At 44.1% G+C, this 14,868-nt stretch carries 15 protein-coding genes; 5 read left to right on the top strand and 10 right to left on the bottom strand.

Going from position 1 to position 14,868, the window contains the following annotated elements; translation table 11 throughout:
* Together ACEQ1T_RS19915 and ACEQ1T_RS19910 are read left to right on the top strand one after the other, a co-directional pair.
* On the top strand, window positions 1-1,029 hold the full coding sequence (locus ACEQ1T_RS19915) for an ABC transporter permease (RefSeq protein ID WP_370224403.1): 1,029 nt from the start codon (window positions 1-3) through the stop codon (window positions 1,027-1,029).
* Window positions 1,030-1,097: 68 nt separating this feature from the next.
* On the top strand, window positions 1,098-1,748 hold the full coding sequence (locus tag ACEQ1T_RS19910) for a TetR/AcrR family transcriptional regulator (RefSeq protein ID WP_206840876.1): 651 nt from the start codon (window positions 1,098-1,100) through the stop codon (window positions 1,746-1,748).
* A 26-nt stretch (window positions 1,749-1,774) separates the two neighbouring features.
* On the opposite strand, the gene ACEQ1T_RS19905 is transcribed toward ACEQ1T_RS19910, so the two are convergent.
* The 3 genes from ACEQ1T_RS19905 to ACEQ1T_RS19895 all read right to left on the bottom strand — a co-directional run bounded on the left by ACEQ1T_RS19905 (window position 1,775) and on the right by ACEQ1T_RS19895 (window position 4,505).
* Entirely contained in the window at window positions 1,775-2,860 is a 1,086-nt protein-coding gene (locus ACEQ1T_RS19905; RefSeq protein ID WP_370224401.1) for a sorbosone dehydrogenase family protein, read from the bottom strand.
* 23 nt (window positions 2,861-2,883) lie between these two features.
* On the bottom strand, window positions 2,884-3,741 hold the full coding sequence (locus tag ACEQ1T_RS19900) for an HAD family hydrolase (protein ID WP_206840880.1): 858 nt from the start codon (window positions 3,739-3,741) through the stop codon (window positions 2,884-2,886).
* 101 nt (window positions 3,742-3,842) lie between these two features.
* The gene (locus tag ACEQ1T_RS19895) at window positions 3,843-4,505 is read right to left on the bottom strand and encodes a DNA alkylation repair protein (RefSeq protein ID WP_206840881.1); all 663 of its coding nucleotides are present in this window, start codon (window positions 4,503-4,505) and stop codon (window positions 3,843-3,845) included.
* Window positions 4,506-4,723: 218 nt separating this feature from the next.
* Between ACEQ1T_RS19895 and ACEQ1T_RS19890 the strand changes: the two genes are divergently transcribed.
* Window positions 4,724-6,238: a BCCT family transporter gene (locus tag ACEQ1T_RS19890; protein WP_370224398.1), complete on the top strand. Its 1,515-nt coding sequence runs from the start codon at window positions 4,724-4,726 to the stop codon at window positions 6,236-6,238.
* Between the two features lie 83 nt (window positions 6,239-6,321).
* On the opposite strand, the gene ACEQ1T_RS19885 is transcribed toward ACEQ1T_RS19890, so the two are convergent.
* The gene (locus tag ACEQ1T_RS19885; protein ID WP_370224396.1) at window positions 6,322-6,810 is read right to left on the bottom strand and encodes a GNAT family N-acetyltransferase; all 489 of its coding nucleotides are present in this window, start codon (window positions 6,808-6,810) and stop codon (window positions 6,322-6,324) included.
* Window positions 6,811-6,958: 148 nt separating this feature from the next.
* On the opposite strand from ACEQ1T_RS19885, the gene ACEQ1T_RS19880 reads away from it, so the two are divergent.
* The gene (locus ACEQ1T_RS19880) at window positions 6,959-8,278 is read left to right on the top strand and encodes a short-chain fatty acid transporter (RefSeq protein WP_206840887.1); all 1,320 of its coding nucleotides are present in this window, start codon (window positions 6,959-6,961) and stop codon (window positions 8,276-8,278) included.
* A 179-nt stretch (window positions 8,279-8,457) separates the two neighbouring features.
* Here ACEQ1T_RS19880 and ACEQ1T_RS19875 read toward each other — a convergent pair whose 3' ends face one another.
* The 4 genes from ACEQ1T_RS19875 to ACEQ1T_RS19860 form a co-directional block, all read right to left on the bottom strand.
* Window positions 8,458-8,661, bottom strand: a complete 204-nt coding sequence (locus ACEQ1T_RS19875; RefSeq protein ID WP_162271992.1) for a hypothetical protein — start codon at window positions 8,659-8,661, stop codon at window positions 8,458-8,460.
* Between the two features lie 72 nt (window positions 8,662-8,733).
* Window positions 8,734-9,741 carry an ATP-binding cassette domain-containing protein gene (locus tag ACEQ1T_RS19870; RefSeq protein ID WP_370224394.1) on the bottom strand — a complete coding sequence of 336 codons (1,008 nt, stop codon included), beginning with the start codon at window positions 9,739-9,741 and terminating at the stop codon, window positions 8,734-8,736.
* A gap of 21 nt (window positions 9,742-9,762) precedes the next feature.
* On the bottom strand, window positions 9,763-10,569 hold the full coding sequence (locus ACEQ1T_RS19865) for an ABC transporter permease (RefSeq protein ID WP_206840891.1): 807 nt from the start codon (window positions 10,567-10,569) through the stop codon (window positions 9,763-9,765).
* 3 nt (window positions 10,570-10,572) lie between these two features.
* On the bottom strand, window positions 10,573-11,376 hold the full coding sequence (locus ACEQ1T_RS19860) for an ABC transporter permease (RefSeq protein WP_370224393.1): 804 nt from the start codon (window positions 11,374-11,376) through the stop codon (window positions 10,573-10,575).
* Between the two features lie 273 nt (window positions 11,377-11,649).
* On the opposite strand from ACEQ1T_RS19860, the gene ACEQ1T_RS19855 reads away from it, so the two are divergent.
* On the top strand, window positions 11,650-12,924 hold the full coding sequence (locus ACEQ1T_RS19855; RefSeq protein WP_370224423.1) for a YjiH family protein: 1,275 nt from the start codon (window positions 11,650-11,652) through the stop codon (window positions 12,922-12,924).
* Window positions 12,925-13,179: 255 nt separating this feature from the next.
* Here the strand turns inward: ACEQ1T_RS19855 and ACEQ1T_RS19850 are convergent, their stop codons facing one another.
* Window positions 13,180-13,677, bottom strand: a complete 498-nt coding sequence (locus ACEQ1T_RS19850; protein ID WP_206840897.1) for a hypothetical protein — start codon at window positions 13,675-13,677, stop codon at window positions 13,180-13,182.
* A 26-nt stretch (window positions 13,678-13,703) separates the two neighbouring features.
* Window positions 13,704-14,801 carry a PRK06851 family protein gene (locus ACEQ1T_RS19845; RefSeq protein WP_370224391.1) on the bottom strand — a complete coding sequence of 366 codons (1,098 nt, stop codon included), beginning with the start codon at window positions 14,799-14,801 and terminating at the stop codon, window positions 13,704-13,706.
* Window positions 14,802-14,868: the final 67 nt, after the last annotated feature.

Below are 14,868 nucleotides of genomic sequence, written 5' to 3'. Positions count from 1 at the left end.
ATGAGGATCATGGCCCTGGTTATACGGATACTCCGCCAGATTGTAAGAGATAAACGGACAATGGCTCTATTGATCTTCGCCCCTATCCTCGTCCTGACTATGCTTCACCTTGTGTTTAACGGAGATGAATATTTGCCTGAAATTGGCCTCGTTGATATCCCTGAAAAGCTGGAGGCTCAGCTTAATCTTGAAAATGCCAAACTCAAACACTATGAAACAGAGAAGCTGGCAGAAAATGATTTATCAGACAAAAAGCTGGATGCATATCTGATATTTGATAAGATGCCGCCATCATTGGTTTTGGAAGGAAGCGACCCGAGTGTAAACGGAGCTGTGGTGAGATGGGTTCAGGAGGCATTGAAGCCATTGCAGCAAAATGGCATGAATCAGGAAATAAAGATCGATTATTTATTCGGCTCGGGCGACATGGGGCAGTTTGATTATTTCGGCCCGGTGCTGCTGGGATTCTTTGTTTTTTTCTTTGTATTCCTGATTGCCGGTGTTTCCTTTTTGAGAGAAAGAACAACTGGTACGCTTGAGCGGCTCTTGACCAGTCCGCTTCGGAGGTGGGAAATTGTTGCGGGATATATCATGGGATTTGGGATTTTCACCATGATCCAGGCTGCCATCATCGCCTGGTATGCAATCTATGTGCTTGGCATGCTGATGGAAGGATCTTTTGGCTATGTCCTGCTCATCACACTGCTTCTTTCGCTGACTGCATTGACTCTGGGAATCCTGCTGTCTTCTTTTGCCAATAACGAGCTGCAGATGATTCAATTCATCCCGCTTATTGTGGTTCCCCAGATCTTTTTCTCGGGGTTATTCAATCTGGAGACTATATCAGAGTGGCTAAGCTGGATCGGCCCTTTTACGCCTTTGTATTACGCTGCTGAAGCATTAAGAAATGTAATGGTGAGAGGCTTTGGATGGGAAATGATTTATAAAGATCTGCTTATGCTGCTCGCGTTCTCCTTCCTCTTTATGATATTGAATATCGCTGCTCTAAGACGGTACCGGAAAATTTAAAATTTCTTTTTGCAATTTCATTCCTTTATAATAATGCTATAGATTTTGCACGTATAAAGGAGTTAACCATGCCAGAGCAGGATTCCATTTTAGAAGAGTTATTTCAGGAAGAAGAAAAACTTACGGAGAAGCAGAAGAAAATTATCATGGCTGCGATTGAATCGTTTTCCGAAAAAGGATTTGCAGCCACTTCGACAAGCGAAATCGCCAAGAAGGCTGGAGTGGCCGAAGGAACTATCTTCAGACACTATAAAACAAAAAAGGATTTACTGATGGGGATTGTTTCCCCTATGATGGCAAAGCTGATTGCTCCCTTTGTCATCAAGGATCTTTACAAAGTAATTGATCATAAATACGAGCGGTATGAAGATTTTTTAAGGGCTATGATGGAGAATCGGATTGAATTTCTTAAAAACAATGCCTCTTTGATAAAAATTCTTATACAGGAAATTCCGTTTCACCCGGAACTGAAGGAACAATTTAAAGAGCATATTGCCATGAAGGTGTTTGAACGCTTTGCCGGATTGGTCGAATACTATCAAAAAAAAGGCCAGATTATTGAGATTCCAGCCTACAGCGCAGTAAGAATGACCTTTACTTCCATTTTCGGCTATTTAATTGCGAGGTATTTACTCTTGCCTGAAGCCAATTGGGATGATGAAAAGGAAACCGAACGGACCATTCAATTTATTATGCACGGCCTTTCAGCCAAAGACTAAAGCCTGGCACTGCTGCCAGGCTCTTTTTATATATCCAATAACCGAATTTGATAAAGTTTGTCATCCTTATCAAGCGGATTGCCGCGTCCGTCCGTATTGTTGCTGATAAAATATAGCACATCTCCTTCAATAAAGACGTCCCGGATTCTTCCTAAGTTAGAAACCATTTTCCTGACTTTCTTTGTTTCCAGATCAAATTCAAGAACGGCATTGCCTCTTAAGGCGGCAGTGTAAAGCTTGCCTTTATAATAGGCCATCCCGGAAGGAGCCCAGGTTTCATCATCACCGGAGGTAAACAGCTGCGATTCCATGCCCTCCTTCGTTTCATTCCCTTTTATGACGGGCCATCCGTAATTTTTACCGGGAAGGATCTTATTTATTTCATCATTGGCCGATGGACCGTGCTCACTTTCATATAAAGTCCCATCCTCAGCCCATGCCAGCCCCTGCGGATTGCGGTGGCCGTAACTATAAATATAGGATCCGCTGAAAGGATTATCCCCCGGGACGCTTCCATCCAAATTCATTCTTAGGATTTTTCCTCCCAGAGAATTCACATCCTGAGCAATTTCAGGATCAGTGGCAGCATCGCCTGCAGTAGCATAAAGCTTTCCGTCAGGGCCAATTTCAAGCCGGCCTCCGTGGTGGAACTGCCCGCTCGGGATTTTATCGAGCAAAAGCTTCTCCTCTTTCCACGTTCCTTCTTGAAGCCTGAGAGTCACTATACGATTAAACTGACCTGAGGTGTTTTCATAGGTGTAATAGGCATATGCTTCGTTTGATTGTGAAAAATCAGGTGCCAGCACAAATCCAAGCAAGCCAGCTTCGGAAGCAGTAGAAAGTTTTTTCGCAAGCTCAACCTGTTGACGTTCTTTCTTGCCATCCTCCACTTTTACAATGCTGCCCTGTCTTTCCGTCATGTAAAAGGTTTCGCCTGTTCTGGCAATGGACCAGGGAATATCAAGCTCATCTGCCAGTATTTTTGGCTCTTCACCGGCAGGAAGGCTGGCCTCCTGATCCTCAACCTGTTTCCCGCTATCATTCTCGCCGGTACTTGAGCAGCCAGTCAGCAGACCAAAAACCAGCAAACCTGCACCTAACACCTTTTTCATCCAGCTTTCATCCCCCTTGAATTTTACTTCAGGACTTCCCGGATTGCCTTGGCAACACCGCTGTCTTCATTTGCAGATGTCACAGCATCACATTGTGCTTTTATTATTTCGTCGGCATTGCCCATGGCAACGGATCTTCCTGCGCGTTTGAACATGGACAAATCATTATAATTATCGCCAATTGCCATTGTCTCCAGAAGTGAAATGCCTTTTTCTTTTACAAAAGCTTCAAGGGCAATCCCCTTTTGGGCGTTCACACTTGTCAGCTCCAGGTTCTCATCCCCTGATGAACTTACGGCCATACCTTCAAGCTTAAGCAAGTCTTCTTTGGCGGATACGAGAAAATCCGGTTCGAATGAGAAGGCAAGCAGCTTGTATATTTGGTGCTCGTCACTGTTGAAAAGTTCGTCATAGCTGTTCACTTTTCGCACCAGCCCTTTTGTAAATCTTTCTTCGGCAGCTTTTGTCACTTCATCAATATCTGCTTCAGGATTTCCGCTTAAAAAGATGTCGACAATGATGGAGACGCCGCGGTCTTCATCAATTGTATATGTACCCTGGTTTGTGTATACCTCGAAATAAACGTTGTTCTTCACAAGGATATAGGCCGCTTTTTTCGCCAGGTCCTTGTCGAGCGGGTTGGAGGATACGACTTTTCCATCTGCAGCCCTTACTTCTGCCCCGTTTGCACAAATAATCGGGCAGGAGATGCCGGCTTCATCGAGGACGAAGCTTGCTTCGAAGTAGGAGCGCCCGGTTGCGATGACTACTTCGACTCCTTTTTCCTGTGCTGTTTTAATGGCCTCGATATTATCAGGCGTGATTTTCTGTGTGGCGGTTAAAAGGGTACCGTCCATATCACTGGCAATGCATTTGATCATTATCATTTCACCTTCTGGCTGTAGTATTTTTACTGAAAAACTTATTTGCCATTCTAACATGTTCTTTGGGTTATTTTAAATAATTGCTCTTTCCCAGGAATCTATCCTAAATATTTACTCCCTTCCCTAATGCTCAATTTGGCAAGTGTGTTTGATTCAATAAACCTTTTAACTGATTCAGGGTTTGTTTTGGAGTATTCCCTGAGCGCCCAGCCGATGGCTTTTTGGATGAAGAATTCTTTGCTGTCATTGTTTTGCATGATGTAGCGGTATAGCAGGTCTTCGTCTGTGCTGGTTTTGTATTTTAGCTGAAAAAGAATGGCTGTCCTGCGGAGCCACATATTTTCGCTGGTTGCCCATCCCTCTATTTTTTCGGGGATGACTTCCGGGTTTTTAGACGCGATGGCACCTACTGCATGGGTGGCCAGCATGTCAACGGTATCCCACCAGGATTTTGTTGTGATCAGCTTTTCGATTAATGCCAGATGGTTTTTGTCCAGTTTCCTGGTGAATTTTCCAATGTAATCGAGGGCGGAAGCCTGGTATTCACGCTCCTCCATGTCCCATAAGGCTTCCACAAATTCCGGATTAAACTCCTTCTTCAGCAGGCCTGTCTTATTGAAGAATTCTTTTAATAGAGTTCTTCTTTCAGGTGCCTTAATTCCCAGAAAGGAAAAGTGGTTTTTCATATAGTTTTGCATGGGGACTGCTTTTTCTGCGTCTTTGTTTTTTTCAAAAAGCTCTCTTAATAATTGGGTATCCATATAAGCACTCCTTTTTACATCAATGCAGGTTTATGTCATCATGTTAAGGGTAAGGTACTGTAGAGATTTGTTGCTTTCTCCGTTTTTGGACAGCTTTCCCTCTTCTATTTAATTCCATTTTATAGAGTTGTGCCTGCATTTTACAAATCCCAATGAATGATTAGACAGAAAAGAAGACCAAAATACAAATGTGATTGACTACTTTAGGGGGGATTTTATTGAATGATAAATCCGGCAGTATTAACAGTGTATTTTGGGTTTCAGCCGTTGTTATAACGCTATTAGTGTTACTGGGAGCCCTGGCTCCAAATTTGTTTGCCAGTGCTGCAACAAAAGCTTTCGATTTTACTACATACGCATTTGGCTGGTTTTACTTAATTTCGGTCTTGTTTTTTGTCTTATTCTGTATCTTTCTGGCTATCAGCAAATATGGCCGCATCAAGCTTGGGAATGATGAAGATAAAGCGGATTATCCCTTTTTCACATGGATTGGGATGTTATTTAGCGCAGGCTTTGGAATTGGATTGGTTTTCTGGGGGATTGCCGAGCCAATGAGCCATTATTTCACCCCGCCAAGACAGGGCATGGATCCTTTAACTACAGATGCTGCCCGCGAGGCGATGGGCTACTCCTTTTTCCACTGGGGTGTCAGCCAATGGTCTGTATTTACGATCGTCGGACTGGCAATGGGGTATTTCCAATTTAGAAAGAAAGAAAACGGATTGGTCTCTACGACTTTAACTCCTTTATTCAGCAAGAAAAAGGATCCTGTTCTGCTGAAAAAGATCATTGATATCCTGGCTGTTATTGCAACGGTCATGGGGGTTGCAACCTCGCTTGGACTGGGCATTCTGCAAATTAACGGGGGACTTGACGCTGTATTCGGAATTGAGCAGAGTACTATGACTCAAATTCTGATTATTGCGGTAATGACTTCTTTATTTCTTCTGTCTTCCTCGACAGGACTTGATAAGGGCATCAAATACTTGAGCAACTTAAATCTTGGATTGGCACTTCTCCTTATGATTTTCGTTCTGGTTACCGGCCCAACGGTGTTCATCTTAAATACCTTTACACTCGGAATTGGGGATTATATTTCGAATTTTATTAATTTAAGCCTGCGAATGACCCCCTACAAGGGAGGAACATGGATCCGCGACTGGACCATTTTTTACTGGGCATGGGCCATTGCCTGGTCCCCTTTTGTCGGAGCCTTTATTGCCCGGGTTTCCAGGGGGAGAACAATCCGCGAATTTGTGATAGGCGTCCTGATCGTTCCTCCGCTTATCGCGCTTGTATGGATTGCCGTATTTGGCGGAACAGCACTGCATTTTGATTTATTCAGCGGAACGCAGATTGCTGAAGCCGTTAACAGCGATGTGACTTCTGCTTTATTCCAAACCTATAACCATTTGCCTTTCAGCTTTTTGGTTTCTGTGCTTTCCATTCTGCTGATTCTCACGTTCTTAATTACATCAGCCGATTCAGCAACGTATATTTTGGGTGTTATGACAGCCAATGGCACTTTGACACCGCCGCTTTTCCCGCGAATTGTGTGGGGCATTTTAATGGGAGCCATTGCCGCAGTCCTGCTATTAAGCAGCGGACTCGAAGGCCTGCAGACAGCCTCACTGGTGTCGGCACTTCCGTTCACTATCATTCTGATATTCATGTGCGTATCGCTGCTGAAAATGCTGCGCAAGGAAACGATTCCTGTCAGGCAGAAAAAATAACGGGGCAGACCTCTGTAAAAGGAGGTCTGTTTTTTCACTTATAAGTCCGTATTAGGACCAGGTTCGGATTGTTTTATAAATTATCATTTCACCTTTACCAACTGCCCCACACATTCTTCTCCATCCTCCATTCTGGAAGTCTCCTGAACATCAAATTGATAATCACGATACACCTTTTGCCAAAAGCGGACGGCAGGCGTGTTTCGTTTTAATTGCTCGATATAGTAGGTACCCTTATAGTCACTAAAAAGCAGTTCGACAGCAGCTTGTCCCACTTTTTTCCCTCTGAACGAGTTGTATAGGAAAAAGTCATTGATGCAGTAATCTGCTTTTTTTAGAAAAGGAGCACGTAAAAGCAGCAGGAATCCTGCCAGTTTGTCATCAGCTTTAATGAGGTATGGTTCAATGCCTTCTTTGTCCCATATTAATGAGAAGGCATCAAATTCGAATGTGCCGTCTTCATTTACTTCCAATGCATCAGTGTATTTTGTTAAATCGTGCAGATAGAATGCATACAGGTTTCTTATGATGTCCTGTTCCCCGCTTGCCGCTTTCACTATTTTAACGTCCATGTCCCAATTCTCCTTTTCGGAAGTATACTCTCCAAATTTAAAGGGTCAAAGCATTTTAGACAAGATTTATTTCAGAAAAGAAGGAATAAATTGAATTTTACAGAAAATATACTAGGTTCGAGAAATATATTTTTTAGGGGGTTGCATCATGAAAGTACTGGTTTCTTTCTTTAACCGCATTATGCAGCGGTATTTGCCGGATCCATTTTTATTTGTTATTATCCTAACTTTTGCGGTTTTTGGATTAGGCTTGATTTTTACAGATAATGGACCTTATCAGATGGTTCAGCATTGGGGGAATGGGTTTTGGGGCCTCTTGACTTTTTCCATGCAGATGGTGCTGGTTTTAGTCACAGGTCATGTATTGGCCAGCAGCACGATCTTTAAAAGAGGGTTAGGTGCAATGGCATCATTAGCCAAGTCACCCGGCCAGGCCATCCTTATTGTGTCATTCGTCTCAATGATTGCAAGCTTAATTAACTGGGGATTTGGTCTCGTGATCGGCGCCTTATTTGCTAAAGAGCTTGCCAAAAAAGTAAAAAATGTAGATTATCGTCTGTTGATTGCAAGCGCTTACTCAGGCTTCGTTGTCTGGCACGGAGGAATTTCCGGTTCGATTCCATTGACCATTGCTACACCTGGACACTTCTCTGAAGATATGATTGGCGTCATCTCTACTGACCAGACCATTTTTGCCGGCTTCAATATTTTTATTGTCGTCGCACTTTTATTGGTTTTGCCTTTTGTAAACCGCTTTATGATGCCGTCTAAAAAGGAGACCATTGTGGTCGACCCTGCTCTTCTTCAAGAAGACATCCAGGCAGCTTCACTTGAAAAAGGGGCAATGACACCTGCTGAACGCCTGGAAAACAGCCGCATCATCTCATTGCTCGCCGGAATTTTTGGACTTGTATTCTTATTTTATTATTTCGCTTCAAAGGGGTTTAACCTGAACCTTGATATCGTGAATTTCTTATTCCTGTTCCTGGGCATCCTTTTCCATGGAACACCTAAAAGGTTCCTCGAAGCTGTCCTTAATGCAGTGAAAGGGGCCAGCGGAATTATTATTCAGTTTCCGTTTTATGCCGGAATCATGGGCATGATGACTGCCTCAGGGCTGGCAGCGGTTATGTCCGAAGCGTTTGTCAGCATTTCGAATGATTACACATTCCATTTCTTCACGTTTTTAAGCGCGGGGCTTGTGAACTTCTTTGTTCCTTCCGGAGGAGGCCAGTGGGCTGTTCAGGCACCCATTATGCTTGAGGCCGCTCAGTCAATGGGGGCTTCCATCCCTAAGACAGCCATGGCTGTCGCATGGGGCGATGCCTGGACCAACTTAATCCAGCCTTTCTGGGCGCTGCCGGCACTCGCCATTGCAGGCTTAAAGGCAAAAGATATCATGGGATTCTGCGTTCTGACCCTGCTGGTCAGCGGCGTGATTATTTCAATAGGTTTTTTATTATTTTAAAGGTAAAGAGCATGGCATCCGCCATGCTCTTCTATTATGAGATAATGTGTAATTTATGAATTTTGATAGCTGTCCAGCTCCACAAGGAACGCTTCGGCAGCATCATCATCGCACGACTAAAAGCGAGGAGCACCTACCCCCTCGAGGTGTCGGGGGTAGCCAAGGCGCTTCCGCTTTTCTTATGACATTCCGTTATGATGATCATTTTTCATGTTATGCATATAAGACTCAATGTAGGCTCTCTCTGACTCAGATACATGCTTTTCATTTTCCTCAGGGTCAAAATCGTCAATTCCATGCTTTTTATGCCACCAGTCCACAAACATTCCTGCACCCAGCAATACTGCACAAAAGCCCAGCAAATATAGAATCAATTTGATCACCTCTCTACAGTATATAAATTTTTCAGAAAATATTGACATATTAGCCGAGCCTATTTTTGCTAGTGCTGCAACTTACACCTTGACCGTTTCAGGCAGTTCCTGATAGCCCTCCTGATAAATGCGGCTGATGATCGATTCGATTGCAGGCTCTTCCACGGTTAAATCTTTGATATTATGTGTTTCGGTAATTTGGGCAATTATTTCCGATGCTGACACTTCATCCCGGTTAAATCGGATCCAGAAGCGGCTTGCTTCTTCTTTAAACACCTCACCGCCCTTAAGCTGAAGGCTGTGAGATGATTCCTCCAGGTCAACGATAAGTGTCATCGTTTTGCCAAAACGCTCTTTTACCACTTCGATTTCCCCGTCGTAAACTTTTTGCCCATGGTCAATGAGAATCATCCGCTCACAGAGTTTTTCGATATCCTCCATATCATGGGTGGTTAAAATGACGGTGATTTTGCGCTCATTATTAATCTCTTTAATAAAAGTCCTCATCTTCTCCTTGGCGACGACATCCAGGCCAATCGTCGGTTCATCCAGAAATAGGATTGGCGGGTCATGCAGCAGAGATGCGGCAATATCAGCCCTCATCCTTTGCCCAAGCGACAGCTGGCGGACCGGTGTATTCAGGAATTCATCCAGCCCCAATATCTCTGTAAAGGTGTCCATGTTTTCCTTATACCGTTTATCCGAAACCTGATAGATTTCCTTCAGCAGCTCAAACGATTCGATCGTAGGAAGATCCCACCAAAGCTGTGTTCTCTGGCCGAATACCACTCCGATATTCTTGGCATTTTCCTGCCTGTTTTCATAGGGAATGATGCCGTTTACCTTCACACTTCCTGAGCTTGGGACAAGAATGCCCGTCAGCATTTTGATGGTGGTTGATTTTCCGGCGCCATTCGGTCCGATATAGCCCACCATTTCTCCTTCTCCGATCGAAAAGCTGATATCCTTCACTGCTTCCTTCTTAATATGTTCTCTTTTAACCAGGCTCTTCACTGCGCCAAGAAAGCCTGTCTCCCTCTTGGCAATCATAAAGTCCTTCATTAAATTTTCAACCTCTATAATCGGCAATTCCAGCCCTCCTAAACTATGTCATGAACCTGTACTCTTATATCTCTTTAAACCAAGCATCCAAATAGAATAAGCTACGGCAAAAAAGACGATGCCGACAAACGGCGACAAATAACCGATATTCTCCGGGAAAAACGGCGTTTCCTTTTCCAGAAGCACAGCCGCGGGAAAATAGTTCACAAAACCGAATGGAACGACAAAGGCTGTAAACCATTGGACGGCTTTCGGATAAATGACCAAAGGATAATTGGTCAGATTTCGGGCAGGAAACATGGCCACCCAGTAAAATTGCTCCGATTTCGTCGTCCAGAAAGCGAGGGCAGATATCATGACAAGCAGACCGCCCTGGATGAGGATGCCTCCCACCACAGATAACAGCAGAAATAAACTTTTTCCAACTGTCCAATCCAGGTGCAGCTCAAAGCTGACCCAAATAAAAATGCCGATGCTGAAGATGAACTGCCCAAATGAGGCCACGTCAAACTTCATCGCCATGAAATGAAAAAATGGATTGATGGGCCTGACAAGAAAGCGGTCAAATGTGCCGTTTAAAATATAGGTGTCCAACCCCCTGAAATGAAAAAAGAGAATGATGCAGAATCCCCAGGATAAAACAGCAACAGCAAATAGAAACAGCATCTCATAAAAGGTCCATGAGCCCAGTTCCTGAAACTGATATAGCATGATCCACATGGTGACAGCAGTGCCTGTATAAGATGTAATGAGCCCGACAATCCGCATGACAAAGGCAAACCGGTACTGCAACTGAGCCCTCACACCTGCAGAGATGAGCTTGAAGTACAAATCGAAATATTTTAGAACACTCACACTCTATCCCCCCTGCACCACTACTTTTTGGGATGCGCGATTCCAGACAAACCTTAATAGCAGATAACTGGCAGCAGCCCAAAATAATTGGACACCCAGGGATAGCAGGATCTCCTCACCAGAGATTTTGCCAATAAAAATCGCATTTGGTATGTAATAGATTCCCTGGAACGGCAAGTAAAGTGCCATCTTCTCCAGCCAGCCCGGAAAAAACCACAGAGGAATTACTGATCCTGAAAGAAGGGACATGGCAAAGTAAAAGACATCGACAATGCCGCCCGTTTCAACGAGAAAAAAGGAAAGCAGCCCAAAAGACATTTCAATGCAATAGCGAATCAGGAATCCAATTAAAGCTGATACGATGAACAAAGCCCAAGTCTCCCAGGCTGAAGGCAATGTCAAATCCATAAAAAAGAACATGACTGTATATAAAGGGAGCAGTGCTGTCAGTATGTAAAAGGCCACACTTCCAAAGTCGGCAAAAAGATAACGCAGCGGCACATCAAACGGCCTCATTAATTCCAGGGAAATATCTCCTGTCCGGACCTTCTCCTGGATTTCCCACAGCGGGGTGCCCGCCCCATTTACTCCGGATAAAAATTGACTGACGACAATATAAGTCAGCATGGACTCAAAGCTGACGCCGCCAGCTTCTTCCCTCCCGGCATATAAAGCAGTCCAAATCGAGCCCCACATCAGCAAAAAAATAAGATTTGAGCCAAGCCGCGACCATACATCAAACCGATAAACGGCTGATCGAAGAAAGGCCTTCTTTGTGAAGGTCCAATATAACCGAATCCTGAACATCCGCACACCCGCTTTTTAATTATTTTGATTATTTTATATTTTAACATAATATGGGAGCGTAAAAATAAGTTTGTTTTAGAAGTTTAAAAAGAAGGGAAACAGTGGAATTTAAGAGAAAGGGTTGGCTTTTTCAGGGGTTATGAATTAAAATAACATTTGGCTTATAAATATAAGAAAAAGGTGAATATATTGATTGATGCATCCAGAAAGAAGCATTCTTCTTCAGACCTGATAAAATTTCTAATACCGTCTTTAATTGGAATCAGCTTGTTCATGGTTCCGATCAAATATCAAGGAGATATTACAATTCCCATAGCCATTTTTTCAGGCTGGATCCAAAACCTGCTCTCAGACTATCTTCCTGAAATCATGACCTTTATTATTGTCATTACATTATTGGGTACATTGCTTGCAAAATTCGCTAAGCCTGCTTTTATCGAAAAAAGCCCTTTTTTCAAGAACTTATTTGACGTTCCCTATATCTGGGCTGCAGCGAGATTTATAGGCGCTGTTTTTGCTGTTATTACCCTTTTTCAAATCGGTCCTGAACAGATCTGGTCTGAAAACACAGGAGGATTGCTCTTAAATGACCTTCTGCCGATCCTGTTTTCAGTCTTTTTATTTGCCGGGCTGTTCCTGCCTTTGCTATTGAACTTCGGATTGCTCGAATTTTTTGGCGCGCTTTTAACGAAAATCATGCGTCCGGTATTTAAGCTGCCTGGAAGGTCATCAATTGACTGTGTGGCATCCTGGCTAGGCGATGGTACCATTGGTGTTCTTCTGACCAGTAAGCAGTATGAAGAAGGCTATTATACGAAAAGGGAAGCAGCTATTATTGGCACAACCTTTTCTGTAGTATCCATTACCTTCAGCCTTGTGGTAATTTCACAGGTGAATCTTGGCCATATGTTTGTGCCTTTTTATCTGACCATCACAGCAGCGGGCTTCATTTGCGCCATTATCAGCCCTAGAATCTGGCCCCTTTCCAGGAAGCCTGATACGTATTATAACGGCCAGGAGGCAGAACTGAATGAGAGCATCCCTGAAGGACATACTCCAGCAAGCTGGGGACTTAAACAGGCTGTTTCTAAAGCAAGAACAAACCAGAGCTTGAAAGCCTTCTTCCAGGATGGCGCCAAAAACATTCTGGATATGTGGATGGGTGTAGCCCCTATTGTCATGGCTTTGGGAACCTTGGCTCTGATTATCGCGGAGTACACTCCTGTTTTTGCATTTTTAGGAATGCCGTTCATACCTTTGCTTGAATTAATGCAGGTGCCGGAAGCAAAAGCTGCTTCTGAAACACTAGTGGTCGGGTTTGCTGATATGTTCCTGCCTTCTGTAATCGGTGCAGGCATCGAAAGCGAAATGACACGGTTTATCGTAGCTTCTGTATCCGTTACCCAGCTGATTTATATGTCAGAGGTTGGCGGCCTTTTGCTTGGCTCTAAAATCCCGGTAACATTATGGGATCTGATTATTATCTTTATTCAAAGAACACTTATTACTTTGCCGGTAATTGTGGTGGCTGCGCATATTCTTTTCTAAATGTTTTGCTATCTGGTTCATGCTAAAAGCTGATATGACGGGAAGTGACCGATATATTGAGAAACTGACCGATATGCTTGGGTAGCTGACCGATATATCAGCATTTTAACCGATAAACTTGCTTTACTGACCGATATATTAAAATCCTGGCAGATTATCAAGCTGCGGTGGCTGAAGAATTAGTGTAACAAGCGCTGTTTCTTCAGAAAAAGAGGTATCCTCAAGCGGGATACCTCTTTTTATTAGCTCTTTATTTTAAAAACATTGGAAAGAACGAATTCTTCTCAAGTCAGTTCCATAATAGGTCCAGCGCCAGTTTCTCCAGCGCCAGCCAGCCACAGAAGTTCTGCCGACGAAGGTTGGATAGAACCAGAAGCTGTTACCGTTTTGAAGCCATACAAACGTATAGCGGAATAGGCAGCCTCTTATGGCGCCAGGATCAACAGCAAACGTGCTGACCTGCTGCATCTGAGGTGTGAAGCTTGGCGGCGGCCCTGATGGAGGCCCATCCTGCCCCCCTGGGCCTCCTCCACCGCCCGGAGGTCCTGGTGGAGGTCCCGGAGGCCCAAAGCCGCCGCCCCCTCCTGGAGGAGGTCCCGGCGGAAAACCTGGAATATTGAACCCGCCTCCTGATCCTCCGCCTGGAAAACCTGGAATGCTGAACCCGCCTCCCGATCCTCCGCCCGGAAAAATGCGTCCATGTTCATTTTGGTCATACATATATGGATAAAACGGATAGTTTGTATAATCCATTTTTGAAGCTCCTTTCGTTTCCTGATTTAGACTTTCTCTGAAATCAGCAGCAGCTCAGAGCGGACTTTCTCTTTGATCCGGTCAACCACTGTAAAGTCCATGGCGTTGACATAGATTTTTTCCAGCGTGTCCCGCTGGGTTTTTGCCCGTGCCAGATAGGATATGGCTTCGGTCATTTTATTTTTATAACGGGTGCTGATATCCTTTAGCTGTTCAGCGTAAATTTCATCTGTGCCCGAATTAATCGTAATTTCATACATGTCGACGATTTCATCCCCATCACGATTCGGAAAATACTCATGCGGGGCCGTGCTGTCGAATATAGCGAGGCCCAGCTCACGTACAATGATCATATCCAGGCTGTGCGGATCAAACCCGCAATGATAGATTTCAATATCAAATCCGCGGTTTTCAGCTTCGACTGCCAGCTTTTTCAGCATGGTTGACTTGCCGGAACCCGGACGCCCTTTTATGAAGTACCTTTTGGGAATATCCTCCGTAAGATTCGGCACAAAATCCACCGCTCCGATTGGAGTGGCTGCCCCTAAATAACGATGTTTTACAGTTGGTGTCTTATTTAATTTCATCTTTCCATAGAAGGTGGAGATCAGCTTCTTGGTCAATTCATCCGCCTTCTGGAAATTCATATTTTCTATATAGATTTTTTCCCATTCATCATGGATTCTCAGTGCTTCTGCAAACGTGTCATAGGCCGCTGCAAAGGAATTGCTGATCTGACCAGTCAGTACAGTGATTTCTTCTTTACTCGCAGCCAGAGCCCTTGAGTCCCAGGCTTCTCCGAGATTGATATATTCTTCGACCGCGCCGGGTGCTTTTGGTTCTATCACGTGCGGTGCTGTTCCATCGACAATGCCTGCTTTCAAAGAAGGAATGATCAAACCATCGATTGATTGACTGTCAGAGGAACAATAAATGTATTCAAGGTCATAGCCCTTTTCGGACAGTTCCGCTCCGATTGCTTTCATCAGGGATGATTTGCCTGTTCCAGGGCCGCCTTTTAAAATGAATAAGCGATCAAGCCCCTGCAGGTTCGATTCGAATAAATTGTGAAATCCCCGGGCTGTATTCCCCCCGGCGAAGTATTTTAATATTTTCCCAGCCACTCTTACACTTCCTTTCGAAATGCATTTTCACCTTACAATATGCAAAGGGAGCAGGATGGGTGAAAGC

The sequence above is a fragment of the Cytobacillus sp. genome (genome assembly GCF_964223445.1).
In the GTDB taxonomy this organism is placed as follows: domain Bacteria; phylum Bacillota; class Bacilli; order Bacillales; family Cytobacillaceae; genus Cytobacillus.
Note: the sequence above shows the minus strand (reverse complement) of the source record. Positions and strands in the feature narration are given on the sequence as shown.